Annotated in this window: 11 protein-coding genes; 4 read left to right on the top strand and 7 right to left on the bottom strand. The window is 45.9% G+C overall.

The window, feature by feature from the left end:
- Window positions 1-69 precede the first annotated feature (69 nt).
- From BMZ72_RS10275 to BMZ72_RS10290, 4 genes are read right to left on the bottom strand one after another with little or no spacing between them, the layout of a single operon-like run.
- Window positions 70-921, bottom strand: a complete 852-nt coding sequence (locus BMZ72_RS10275) for an ROK family protein (RefSeq protein WP_089807910.1) — start codon at window positions 919-921, stop codon at window positions 70-72.
- Complete coding sequence (locus tag BMZ72_RS10280; RefSeq protein WP_089807912.1) at window positions 921-2,234, bottom strand: MFS transporter; 1,314 nt, start codon at window positions 2,232-2,234, stop codon at window positions 921-923. Before BMZ72_RS10280 ends, BMZ72_RS10275 begins: the two co-directional genes overlap by 1 nt.
- Window positions 2,218-4,074, bottom strand: coding sequence for a class I mannose-6-phosphate isomerase (locus BMZ72_RS10285; RefSeq protein WP_089807914.1), 1,857 nt, complete (start codon window positions 4,072-4,074; stop codon window positions 2,218-2,220). Before BMZ72_RS10285 ends, BMZ72_RS10280 begins: the two co-directional genes overlap by 17 nt.
- A 17-nt stretch (window positions 4,075-4,091) precedes the next feature.
- Entirely contained in the window at window positions 4,092-6,986 is a 2,895-nt protein-coding gene (locus BMZ72_RS10290) for a glycoside hydrolase family 38 N-terminal domain-containing protein (protein WP_255373169.1), read from the bottom strand.
- Window positions 6,987-7,170: 184 nt separating this feature from the next.
- Between BMZ72_RS10290 and BMZ72_RS10295 the strand changes: the two genes are divergently transcribed.
- Window positions 7,171-7,902 (top strand): GntR family transcriptional regulator, encoded by a 732-nt coding sequence (locus BMZ72_RS10295; RefSeq protein ID WP_218155228.1) that lies wholly within the window; start codon window positions 7,171-7,173, stop codon window positions 7,900-7,902.
- A 157-nt stretch (window positions 7,903-8,059) separates the two neighbouring features.
- On the opposite strand, the gene BMZ72_RS10300 is transcribed toward BMZ72_RS10295, so the two are convergent.
- Entirely contained in the window at window positions 8,060-9,067 is a 1,008-nt protein-coding gene (locus tag BMZ72_RS10300; protein ID WP_089807918.1) for an RNA ligase (ATP), read from the bottom strand.
- A 199-nt stretch (window positions 9,068-9,266) separates the two neighbouring features.
- On the opposite strand from BMZ72_RS10300, the gene BMZ72_RS10305 reads away from it, so the two are divergent.
- The 3 genes from BMZ72_RS10305 to BMZ72_RS10315 all read left to right on the top strand — a co-directional run bounded on the left by BMZ72_RS10305 (window position 9,267) and on the right by BMZ72_RS10315 (window position 11,725).
- On the top strand, window positions 9,267-9,650 hold the full coding sequence (locus BMZ72_RS10305; RefSeq protein WP_089807920.1) for a VOC family protein: 384 nt from the start codon (window positions 9,267-9,269) through the stop codon (window positions 9,648-9,650).
- 115 nt (window positions 9,651-9,765) lie between these two features.
- Window positions 9,766-11,040 (top strand): adenosylmethionine--8-amino-7-oxononanoate transaminase, encoded by a 1,275-nt coding sequence (gene bioA, locus BMZ72_RS10310; RefSeq protein WP_089807922.1) that lies wholly within the window; start codon window positions 9,766-9,768, stop codon window positions 11,038-11,040.
- Between the two features lie 157 nt (window positions 11,041-11,197).
- Window positions 11,198-11,725 carry a hypothetical protein gene (locus BMZ72_RS10315; RefSeq protein WP_089807924.1) on the top strand — a complete coding sequence of 176 codons (528 nt, stop codon included), beginning with the start codon at window positions 11,198-11,200 and terminating at the stop codon, window positions 11,723-11,725.
- A 197-nt stretch (window positions 11,726-11,922) separates the two neighbouring features.
- Here the strand turns inward: BMZ72_RS10315 and BMZ72_RS10320 are convergent, their stop codons facing one another.
- Window positions 11,923-12,720, bottom strand: a complete 798-nt coding sequence (locus BMZ72_RS10320) for a phosphatase PAP2 family protein (protein ID WP_089807925.1) — start codon at window positions 12,718-12,720, stop codon at window positions 11,923-11,925.
- Between the two features lie 135 nt (window positions 12,721-12,855).
- Complete coding sequence (locus tag BMZ72_RS10325; protein ID WP_089807927.1) at window positions 12,856-13,458, bottom strand: HD domain-containing protein; 603 nt, start codon at window positions 13,456-13,458, stop codon at window positions 12,856-12,858.
- Window positions 13,459-13,484: the final 26 nt, after the last annotated feature.

Below are 13,484 nucleotides of genomic sequence, written 5' to 3' on the forward strand. Positions count from 1 at the left end.
GAAACTTTTTAATACCCGGAATAGTCCGAATTAATCAATTCTTAATTTTCAATTCCTAATTCCTGATTGTTAATTCCTAATTGTCGTCCACGCGCCTGCGGCGCCTAATAATATCGCATCCTCTCCCAGTGTAGACACCACAAACTGCACATCCGGCAGCTGTTCCTCCAAACCACGAAAGAACAGGTGAAAAGCCTGCGCTATATTCCCGCCCAATACGATCAGTGAAGGGAGCGGTTGCTGTTCCTGCAGAAAGGCGGCCAGATTATGACCGAATTCTTCAAATATGTCTTTTGCGTACCCCGGCTCATGTGCCATCAGGGCCAGTTCTTTTACACTGCTGATCTGCGCTCCGCTTAATACCTCATACCGGCGTAAAAACCATCTGGTAGAGAAGTATTCCTCTGCTGTCGTTTCCCGGAAAGGTGTTTTCCAGAAAGTTCCCTCCTGCGCCATCCCGTTTTCTGCCACAGAAGAACCAAAGCCAGTGCCTAATGTCAGTCCGAGGGCAGATTGCGCTCCTTCTGCCACACCGGCAAATAATTCCCCCTGTAAAAAGCAGGAAGCATCATTGGTAAATCTGATCGCATCCGGAGAAATCTGCAGTCTTTTTGCCAGCAGTTCCTTTATATTCAGCCCATATAAGGATTCATATTTATGCAGCCCTTTTATCAGACTGATACCTGCTTCATAATCAAAGGGACCCGGCATCGCGATCCCGATACGGTTAGCGCCATTGGTATTGCCCATCGACTGTTGCATAACGTCTACCCATCCAGCGATAATCTCTTCTGCACTGCCATGTGAATTGATGTTCGCACGCCATAGAGAGCGGGGCAATAACGTCCGCTGCTGCATATCAACAAGGGCCGTTGTAATATGAGACCCGCCTATATCCACCGCTAATACCAATCCGTCCATTATGCTATCTTTTTGATTGAATTTTTCCAATACTGTTCTATCTGTTCAAATGACTGTCCTTTCGTTTCCGGCAACAAGCGGTAGACCGCTATAAATGCCCCCAGACAAAATACGGCGAAAAACCAGAATGTCTGTGCTGTACCCAGATTACGCAGTAATATCGGTGTGAGTTGCCCGACAATTGTATCAGAGATCCACATCACCATGATACTAAGGGATAAGGCTTTTGCCCGGATATTATCAGGAAAGATCTCTGCGGCAATGACAAATTTCAGCGGACCAATAGAGAAAGCAAAGAAAGCCAGGAAGGCTAAAACAGACAGCAGCAACGGAATACCGGTAGCCACGTTCTGGTAAAAACAGAGTCCTGTCAGGATAAGGCTGATGGTAGCTCCCGCCGTGCCCCAGAGGTATAATGGTCTTCTGCCCAGACTATCCACTTTCCAGATCGCAAATATGGTAAAGAATACATTGGCCGCACCAAAGATGATCTGGCTGACAAAGGAATTACTGAGTGTAATACCTGCATTATTGAGTATGGTCGGACCGTAGTAAATGATCGCATTGATACCGCTGAACTGCGAGAACAAAGGCAGTAATATCCCGATCAGTAATGCCCTGCGCATGGCAGGTACAAACAGCGGCGCATAACCTGCAGACTCCTTTTCTTTTCCCTGCTGCATCAGCCAGCGCGGACTCTCCGGTACCCATATCAGTCCGAAGAGGAACAAGGCTGCCGGTAACATACCAAGACCAAACATCCCCCGCCATACTTCCTGCACAAAAAGGAAATGGAACACACTACCACTATTATCTGCTTTATGCGCTTCGGCATAACTCAACAGGCTGGCGTTACTGCAATAGGCCACCAGGATACCGATCGTAACGGCCAGCTGGTAATAGGTGACCAGTCTCCCTCTTTTATCATCAGGCGCAATTTCAGACAGATACAGGGGCACGATGCTCGAAGCAATACCCACAGCCACCCCACCACCGATACGCGCTGCAATGATCCAGAAAAGCGTAGAAAAGAAGGCACAACCCAGCGCTGCCACCAGGAAAAGAGCCGCTGCCATATACAACAGCTTTTTTCTACCCAGGCGGTCACTGAGATTACCGGAGAAGATAACACCGATAATACAGCCCACCAGTGCAGAGGACACAAACCATCCTTCCTGGAAAGAAGATAAGGTGAACTGCTCCCGTACAAACGGCAGGATGCCCGATACAACGGCCATATCAAAGCCAAACAGGAAGCCGCCCAGCGAGGCGACCATCGTGGTCATTAAAAGTAAGCTAGATTGTTTTTTCATAACTGATAATGCTGAATACGGGATGGTCCTCTTTCAGAAATGCCTGCACCACTTTTGCTGTTCCCGGACCTTTGTTAATGAGTGTATAATGATCGGCAGCAGCGGGTATTACAAATGTTTCCGCATACTGATACAATGTCTCTTTGCCATTCGCTGTTTTCACCGCCACCGCAGTACCTTCAACCAGCATCAGTATCATACAGCGTCCTGCTGTCTCAAAAGATACGGTAGTTTCCAGTTCGATGCGCTCCACATCATAAAAATGCTGCTCGTGGGTAGGCAGGTGCCATAATTCCCAGTCAGCACCTTTTTGTGTTAATGCCGGCACCGATATCAGTTCCTGTTGCACACGTTCCCCTTTTCTGCTGAACACCAGGTTTTTAAATGCATGATCAATATTGATCGGTCTTGGCTGACCATCCAGTCCCAGTCTCACCCAGTCATACATCTTAAAGGTAAAGATATAGGGCGTTGCACTGATCTCCAGTACCAGGTTATCCGCGCCAGCGCTGTGCACCGTACCATTCGGGATCAGAAACAGGTCATGCTTTTTCGCTTCATGCAATTGTACATAATCCGTGATCTCCAGCTGCTGTTGCTGCTGCTGACTATGTTCCAGCGTAGCTTTGAACTGCTCCGGATCTATATCCTCTGTGAAACCAAGATACACACCCGCGCCTTCTTTACAGTCTAAAATATAGTAGGTTTCATCCTGTGTAAACGTCTCGCCAAACTGCTCCCGGATATAATCCATGGAAGGATGACATTGAATGGACAGGTTGCCTCCATCAAACGTATCCAGGAAGTCAAAGCGTATCGGGAATTCATACTGGAAGATCCCCGCATGTTTGCCCAGAATAGCTTTATATTGCAGGAACATCAGCCATTCAAAAGGTATTTCGAAAAGATAGTGATCACTTTCGAATAATACACCATTCTCCGGTACGATCATTTCAAAAGACCAGGCGAGATTGACTTCTTCCTGCGGCAGACCAGCAATATGCTGTTTCATCCACTGACCACCCCAGGCGCCCGCTTCAAACCAGGGACGTACCCGGAAGGTATCCTGGCTGATATGCTGTATACCTGCCAGTAGATCTTCCGACTGGATCCAGGTAAGGGTTTGTCCCCACTGTGAATCTGCAAACACACTGATAGCTGTTGCTATAGATGCCTTGTGTGCATTCAGTACAACCCAGTCAACGAAATAGGCGCGTTTGTACATTTCGGCTGGCTTGTCCATCGTCTGCGTACCCAGATTACCGGCAGTCTGCGCCCGCATACGGTATTGCAGTTCATTCTTTGGTATATCCAGATAGATCAGTGGCGCTTTCCATGTTGTCAGGGCCGCACCAATACCAATGACTATATTCACATCATATGCAGGATCGGGTTGTATCTCTGCCAGCTTTTGTGCATCAAAGAAGTCAGTCAGTTGCAGGGTTGTACGGGTACCCCATACCGCGCCATGTTCACCGGTAAAAGGTGCTACCAGTTGGTCTGCAGTAGCTGTATCTTTCATTGCAGCTGCTGTATAATGCCACTTTACGCGTATTTCTTTTTCTGCGAATATGACTGCCAGCGAATCCTGTATTTCGTCCCAGAACACACCGGTATAACCATCTATCAACACCTGAGGATGACTGGCGATCCATGCAGCCAGTGTCTCATACCCTTCTTTTATTTTTCCATTACCCAGTGCATGCGCCGGGTAGATATTATAACCTTCCGGTAAGGATGGCTGCTGTAAGGGCAGCAAAGGCTGACCCGATTTACGCCAGCTGTCTGAAGTGACTGCTGATACAAGCTGCGTAGTGATATATTTTTCGGCGTTCAACATGACCAATCTGATTATTGTTATTTGTTTTCCACACGTATCATCATCACACCTTTTGCAGGTAATGTGAGGGTGTTGTCTAATGACTGTTTATATTCTTCCAGCATATTCGTAGCGGTGAGCCGGAGTTTTGCTGTAGTATTGTTTGCCCTGAAGGAAACGCTGGTTTCAACCGGCGCTGCATTCACCAGCCATACGATCACACCTTTGCCATCAGCCGCAGGTTTCAGACTCTCTACATAGACCGATTTGGACTGGATGCTAAAAGGCAGGGATTCTGTTGCCGGACCACTGGCCGGCGCTGCTATTAACGGACGGTGATTGGCCAGTCCCTGTTGATTCGCAGCATAGGCATCATAACCATGGTGTACGGTCAGGTAATAGCGGAAGGTAGTCGGTCCTTCCTGGGCATGTCTGAAATTGGTATGCCACAGGTTGTTCATCACCCAGGAATAGATCGCAGGATGTTGTTCTGTGAAGCTGATCCATTTGGGAGAATCATACAATCCACCGGTAAGATCGGCGGTTGTCTGTGCACCTACTTCAAACAATGGTGCGTCTGGTGTTGACCAGATTACACCATAGTCTTTATTGGATACATCCACCCAGTGTTGTACGGTATACCAGTTCCTGTTGGCATATTGCAACTGATCTGCTTCTACATTGATACTGCCCCAGGGAATGCTGTATCTGACCTGTGCATCGGCTACATTGAAAGGGAATCCGAAGTGTACGCCTTCCTTCTTTGTAATAGCTTTCTTATCGATCGTATTGATGATCTGTACACGATCTACACCTGCCACCAATGTTATTTCTGTATTGAGTGCATTGGCGCCGGGTGCAACAGCGGATACCAGCACACTGACTACCAGCGGACCTTTTTCTTTTATGGTAATAGTTGCCGGACCAGCGTATGCGATACTTTGCAGGGAATCACCCGGCAGATAGGAATAACGGTTCAATCCACCGGAATCTGCGAGGTTGTGTTGAATACCACTCCGCTCCAGTTTTTCGATCGTACCTGTTGCTGCATTCAGTGTTATTTTATACAAATCATTTTGCAGCGTGGTATTGCTGACAACTGATTTGGTATTGCTATACGCCTTCCCTGCCAGTATGGTAAAGCGTTGTTTCGCATAGGGTGCGATATGTTGTACCAGAATAGCCAGTTCACCGGTACTAAGACGCTGAGATGGTACTTTCTTTCCATTACTATCTTTCACCAGATCGCCGGCAGTACTTTGTGCCGCAGACACCAATACTAATTCCGTACGGTCTTCCCCAATCGTGTTGTATACATCTATTGCATTGGCGATAGCGTCTCCACCTGTTGCCAATGTCAGCATAGCGGCAGACTGTGTATGCCCTTTCAATGCGAAGGACTGTTTATATCCCCACTGTGAGACCGCCTTTGGATCATCAGGATTGGAGATGCTGTTGTAAGCACCCCAGGTATGTTCATTAAAGAGCAGAATATTATTCCAGATCGTATCTATGGCCGTTGCCGGATAGTCTGCTTTACCCCGTAATGCCCATACCGCATCTGCCTGTTGCAATGTTTCAGAAGCATTCCTGTTAAAGCCGGTTTCTCTGGCTGCGGAAGCAATGCCATCTGTCCAGAACTCTGTATAATCACCGGATACTACGGGTATCTTGTCCGCATAAGCGGCCTCAAAATCGGTGAAGAACTGTTTCACGGAAGTAATGACCAGTCTTGGCGATGTATAACGCTCATTCCATGCTTTCACCGCTTCCGGCAGTTCAGGGTCAATAGGCGCGTTATCACTCATCGCCCATGTCATAATGGTCATGTTGTAAGGAAACTTCTTTTTGTCCAGCGCTGCCAGGTAACTGAACAGATAAGGATTCAGGAAGTTCTCCGAAGGATGACCGGTATAATAAGGCACCGGATCTTCTACGGTGAAGAAGTTAGGGATCTTGCTGCCTTTTAATGTATACCCGATGGAATAAGGTTCGCTTTGCCAGTACAGCATTTTCTGCTGACCAGGTGATTGCCAGTAAAAGGGTCTGTCTCTCCATCCGGGCGACTGACCGATACGGTCACTTGCGTTGGGGGCGCCCCAGAAATAGCGGATGCCGGTGATACCCGACTGACTGGCCAGTCCCCAGGAAGCACCAGGTACATCTCCCTGGAACATGGTGGTGATATCCAGTCCGTGGTCTTTCGCTGTTTTAACGGCTGTATAAAACATCTGCATCAGCTGACGGGAATCTGTTACGCTGGTATTGATATTCGCGTAAGCGCCATCGATAATGATCCAACCCTTTTTAACGGCTTCCCAGAAGGCTTTTTTCTTTGTTTCATCTGCGGCAGCCAGGTAGTGGTCCACTACCCAGAAAGCCTCTGTATTCCATTTATAACGGGCATCCGGTGGATAGTTTTGTGTACGCTCCGCAATCCTGATCGCCTCGTCAATATTGTTCATATGCAGTTTCATGACTTTCTCCTGCACATTGGTATACCCGATATCCACGTGAGAGTGCGGCAGCAGATATACTTTCCATTCCGGCGCAGGCGCTACCATACAACGGGCTGTATATTCCCTTCCACCAGATGTGAGTTTTACATATAACTGCGTTTCATGTTGTACCGGTGCACCGGGTAAAGGCAGTTCAAATACACTGATGCCTTTCTCAGCAGCCGTCAGCGGGATACTGTCATACAGGCCGTTAAACGTCATATAAGCCATAGCAGGCGCATAACTATTTCCACCATGGAAAAGTAGTCTGACCATCCTGGCAGAACGTCCCTGATACTTTAAATAGGCTACAGTAGGCTGGAGTCCGATAGACGTAAAAGCAGGCGTTTGCTGTGCATGAGCGGCACTGACAGTCATCACTGCGAGCAGCAGCACACAGTATTTGTCTGTATACCATCGTTTTAGTCTATTCATAATATGTATATACATATACAATTGATATTATAGTATTAGTCATTCGGTTTAGGGATTAATACTGTAAATAAGCGACTTACAGTATTTTAATATGTACAAACATATAAAACATTGTTCATAGAAAGCAAATTTATTTTGCCCCTTTTTTAGACATAGTCTTTTACTTTTGATATTTTCGGCCCGTATGATGCATCTTTCTATTGACCATAACAGCAATGTGCCCCTGCATATTCAGGCGGAGGAACTATTGCGGAAAATGATTGAAGACCCGCAATTCCGCAACGGAAAGTTTCTTCCTAATGAAGTCGAGTTATCCAAAGAGTTACAGATTTCCCGTACAACCCTGCGCCAGGCCCTGAATAAACTGGTGTATGAGGGACTACTGGTACGTAAGAAAGGAATCGGGACAAAGGTCTCGGAGAAGACGGTCAGTTCGAAGTCTATGAACTGGAAAAGTTTCTCCCAGGAGATGGCGGCACGGGGTATTCCTATCCGAAATTTTGAACTGCATATCAGCTGGGTAAAACCACAGGAAGAACTGGTGCACTTTTTTGACATCAAACCAGAGCAGAAGGTGTTAAAACTGGAGAGATTGCGCGGACGGCCGGAAGGACCTTTTGTGTACTTTGTTTCCTATTTTCATCCTGCTATCGGACTGAGTGGCGAAGAGGATTTTAAACGGCCGTTATATGAAATACTGGAGCAGGATTATAAGGTGATTGCCACCCTTTCCAAGGAAGAGATCAGCGCGAAGGCTGCTGACAATTTTATAGGGGGTAAACTGGAGATCGATGCGGGGAGTCCGGTATTGTTCAGGAAACGTTTTGTCTATGATCAGGACGAGAAACCTATTGAACTGAATATGGGGTATTATAAGTCAGATAGTTTTATCTACACCGTGGAAAGCAGGAGGTAGTTGAGTCATTTCATCTTCAGACAATGGTTTGAATATACCTCTCTTTCGTTCAATGCTGCCTTATCATCGAAAGAATTACGGAAGATAAGTATAGTCAGACTATAGAAGAACCTATAAGTATATAAAAAAGGGTCCGTTAGTAGCGGACCCTTTTCTTTTATCTTTCGCTCAAAAGGAATTTGTTTGAAATCACCTTGAATGAGATCTTTCTGTCGGTAGACCTTATCACCAGTCCTTCCCTTTCCACAGACTTACCCGCCGGACTCAGTACTGACGCACCATCTGCGATGGTCAGCATTTCATCCAGTGTAGCCGGTAATGTATAGTTGAGGTCCAGGATAGGTATTGTCTGCAATTCAAGCGATGCTATTAACTCCCTGAATTCGTCCAGTCCGAGGTACCTGTATGCATCGATATCAAACGCATTAAAGAAGCGTGCGGATTGTCCGCGGAGACCATACGCATTCCCCTGTATACCTTCACCGATCAATTCACCCTGAATAGCGATGTTCTTACCAAGCGCAGCCAGTTTAGCAGCAATATTCTCCTTTGCAGCTACCTTCCAGAAACTGTTATCTTCTGATTCCTCGAGGTCCAGGTTACGGGAACATACGCCGAACAGACCTTCGTTCATATAGTATGTTACAGAAGAACCGTCCAGTTTTTCCGTTACATAAAAAGTATGTTGCTTGTATGACGCAAACTCTTTGCTGAGGTTCTGGATCCTTTCCTCATCCGTTTTAGGGATAAAGGAAGGGAAATTGCCTTTGGCAATACCGCCCAATGCAGCTGGCATAGGTGGCTCGTATTTCACCACACCCAGGTGTGCGGATACGTCCTCACCCAGCTGGTAGGTATAGCCATCCAGCAATCTGATAGGCAATAAGAGACCCTGAGAGATCTGTCCTCTCATTCTCATTGTTTTGAGCCTGAAGCCCTCCTGCTCTCCCATTCTGCGGAATGAGCTTTTTCTCAGGAATTCAAATTCCTCCTTTACCGGCAGGAAAGAATCAATTTCGCAATAGACTGCGTGATCACCTGTTATGAATTCTCCTTTTTTAATAACAAGCTTCCACCCCTTAACGGTGGCTACTTCGATAAGGTCCGCACCCTCAATTGGTTGTACGTCATCAATGACAACCGGGGACACTAATTTCCTTTCCATTGTTGTACTTCTGAATTTGTGAAGTGTTTTAGGGTTACAAAATGTTGTTTGGTGTTATCTATAGCCAGGTTCATAGATAAGGGATGCAAATATACGATTTTTTACACACTTATAAGATAGTTACAATTTGTTCATATTGAGCAGGAGCCGATCCGGCCCGCTTATTGATGCCATTTCAGTATCACCAAATCCTTACATTATGTTCAGGCATACAAAAGCATTCAGCGGATTTTCTGTCAATGATATCGCCAGGGCAAGGAATTTTTATGCAGATACACTGGGACTCGATGTAGAAGACCTCATGGAAGGTATGTTACAGCTGAACATCAATGGTGGCGGACATATCATCATCTATGAGAAACCGAATCACTCCGCAGCAAGCTTTACGATCCTCAATTTTCCTGTTAAGAATATAGATGAAGCAGTAGACGGACTGACGGCAAGAGGGATCCGTTTCCTGCAATATGACGAACCTATCAGGACGGATGAGAAAGGTATCTGCCGGCAGGGCTGGCCATTGATCGCCTGGTTTGAAGACCCGGCAGGGAATATATTGTCGGTGCTGCAACCGGAAGAAAGTTAGTGTTGATAGGCTATATTTGCGGAAAAATTAGGAATTAGGAATTAAGAATTAAGAATTGGTGCCAATTGCGCTCATCCCTAATTTTTAATTCCTAATTCTTAATTCCTAATTACATATGTCAGATCATAAAAATAGTCAGTCCCTCTGGTATCCTTATACACAGATGAGACAGATCAGTGAATTGCCCAGGATGGTAGCAGGAGAAGGCGTGATCATGCACCTGGAAGATGGCCGTTCACTGATAGATGGTATTTCCTCCTGGTGGGCCGTTATTCATGGTTATAATCATCCGGTACTCAACGCAGCACTCCTTACGCAGGCCAATAAATTCGCCCATGTTATGCTGGGAGGTATGACACATCATCCTGCCCTTGATCTGGCGGCAAAGCTGGTTAGTATTACGCCTGAAGGACTGAATCATGTGTTCTTTTCTGACAGTGGTTCCATTGGTGTGGAAGTAGCGCTGAAGATGAGTATTCAGTACTGGCGCAACCTGGGATATACCGGCAAAAGCAGGATCATTTCGCTGAAGAACGGGTATCACGGTGATACGTTCAAAGCAATGGAAGTAAGTGATGATTCCGACTTCACCAGGGCCTTTGCAGATGTGCTGAACAGGGGTTTTATACTTGACATTCCCACTGGTGGGTTTGATGCGGATACAGCAACAGTACAAGCCGCAGCAGATCAGCTGGAGGCTTTGTTGATACGCGAGCATGCAAATATTGCTGCCTTTATTGTTGAACCCCTCGTACAATGTGCAGGCGGCTTTCATATTTATTCGCCTTTATATCTGAAACTGGCCAGAGAACTGTGTACGAAATACAATGTATTGTTAGTGTTTGACGAAGTAGCTACCGGCTTTGGCCGCACAGGAAAACTGTTTGCTGCAGATCATACGGGCATCACACCAGACCTGATGATCTTAGGGAAGGCATTGACGGCCGGTTATATGGGGCATGCCGCCACGCTGGCTACCAGTGCCGTCTTTGATAGTTTCCTGGGAGATAACTATGAAAAGGCACTGATGCATGGTCCTACTTTTATGGCTAATCCGCTGGCCTGTGCAGTCGCGCTGCAAAGCATCGATATCATACAATCTGAAAATTACCTCGAGAAGATTACCCATATACAAAGCATGATCCGCGCGGCATTTGATAAGATCAACGCACCTGCGGTGATACAGAAACGTACCATTGGGGCCATTGGTGCACTGGAGATGAAAGATGCACAGTGTCTTGCCGGATTTAAGGAGTTTGCACAAAAGAGAGGCGTATGGCTGCGTCCTATAGGGAATGTACTCTACCTGATGCCTCCCTACATCATCAGTGACAATGAGCTGTTGACAGTATTGCACACCATGCAGGAATGGATTGAACAGATAAAATAAGCATATCCCCAAACCCGGGGATATGGCCGGTCTCCCTTATATCTGGCATTATTGTTGCCGTTTTGTGGGCCATGCTACCTACAATGAGAACTACAGTACGTTCGAAATGTAACCATACTTTTTAAACCTGAACTTTCTTAAACGACAAGACAAAACCATGAAAAGATTAATCTTCTGTTGCGCTATTGCTGTTGCATTATTTTCCGCATGTAGTAAAGACAAAGACGGTTCTACCCAGGTGCCGGAAAACACATTCAGCCTTAACAGCGGCAGTCCTGTTGAAACTCCATACGGTTTCCGTATACAATGGAGTACAGAGGAAGGCGGCAGAATGCTGATATCAAACGCGAATGTGAATAACCTTTCTTTCTCCGGTAAAGTAACCGGAATACAGATAGAGATAGATACATTTGTCAATGGACAGACCTATATGTACATGCCGAGAGAGTCTGCTTCATTTGACAAAAAGAACAACTTCAGTATTGCAACAACAGGGCTGGATGCTGATTTCAGCAACGGCAATATCGTTAGCGGTACCGGAACACAATTATCTGAGCTCCGCTCCGGCAGTATAAAGATCGAAAAAGACCCTTCTGAAACCTATCGCATAAGTTATGTGCTGGATTACACAGATGCTGTGATACAGGGGAACTTCAGAGGCCTGATGCCAGTCGTGAATGACTAAAAAATATAAAGGGAATTACATGATGTAATTCCCTTTTTTTATACAATAGGATGCGCATACTGTTCAGGCGTTTTACACAAGCCCGGTAATTTCGATTTAGATTTAGACATCATCCGTATTGACGGGACGAAGGTCTGTAGAAAGAAGCGGGTAGCATATCCCCGAATGTGGGGATACCGGTAACAGTATATAATTATTTATTTAAACATATGCACCAGGGATAATCCCACAGCGCCATCCTGGTAAGTCGGTGTAACCACTGTAGCCCCATTATCTCTGATACCGGTAAAGATCCGTTTCATCTTCGGATAGAGAAAATAAGCCAGATCGGTTGACAGGATACCCACACCAGCACCTGCCACTACATCTCCGAACCAGTGTCTGTTATTATACATACGCATATAACCCGTTGTAGCTGCCATAGCATAACCTGCAACACCGTACCATACAGATTTGTCCTGGTATTCTCTTCTCATGAATTCTGCTGCTGCAAAAGCAGTCGCAGTATGTCCGGAAGGAAAAGACATCTGATTGGAACCGTCCGGTCTCCACTCATGGGTAAAATGTTTTGTGGTCATCACGGTAGCGCCCAGGATCGCATTGGAAATACCGTAGATCATGGTACGATCGATGAAGTTATTCTTTCCTTTCACTCCCGCCAGGTTCAGTCCATATACCATTGCGGCAGGAGCATATTGCAGATAGTTATCGAAATGTAAAGGCTTGTGACGGCTCTCCAGGAAGATCTCGTTATTCATATGCGTGTTCAGCTTCTTCAGGTCACCTAGTTTCAAAGAAGCAGCACCATAGGCAATAAAGGTAACCGGTATCGCAATTAAGCGGCCATCAAGATGTTTGGAAGGTGGTTGCACATACCCATACACAGAGTCAGTTTCGGATAGCGCTAATGTTGTCGGCAAGGATTGCTGGGCGGTTGAGTACTGACAGCAAAGGACAATAGCAGGCAGCAAAAAGCTGAACACTTTTTTAAGCATAATCTTAACAGTTGTAGGTCCGTAAATTTCTTGTTGATGTTATCAGTGGCTGGTATAGGACTCGCTCATAACATGCTGATTATTCATAGGTAAATTTAAAAAGCAATTCTGTAGACAAACCAAAGAAACGGGCTTTCAGACAGATCTGTTTTCTAATTTTTTTTCAATATATAAAATATTATTAAATTTTCCACTATCTAATTTTTTCTGACAGTAGGTAGTAAAGAAATGATGGGACTTCAGTAACCTCAATGCCCCTTCGTACCAGTCAGGAAATTGCGTGCAGAGCCTTAGCTGAAACTCCTGTCTCACCAGGTCATCTGTTATCTTAAATTCCGGTGTTCCGAAATGGTAAGTATCTGCATCACAGATAATTGACTCGGGGAGCGTTTGCGGGTTGGAAGGAAAGCGCGTCACCATGATACAGCGGGAGATCTCTTCTATGAGTGTATCACTGACGTGCTGCGTTTCCATAAAGGTGCGCATCAGACCAACGCTGGCTGCCTCATGTACGGCCATTTCAGCCACCAGGTGACCGGTATCGTGAAACCATGCAGCTGCTTTTATAATAAATAGGGTCTGTTCATCGAGCTGGTAATAAGTGGCGATCTCCGTTGCATGCGCTACTACCTGCTGGGTATGGGATAAGTTATGGTATAGCAGGGCCGAAGACGTCAGCCGTTCAAAAAGATCAACTACATATTTCTCCATTATCTGTGCGGTTAGTATCAAATCCATATCACATCATAATAAATTGAAGTCTC

The organism is Chitinophaga sp. YR627 (assembly GCF_900114995.1).
Lineage (GTDB): Bacteria > Bacteroidota > Bacteroidia > Chitinophagales > Chitinophagaceae > Chitinophaga.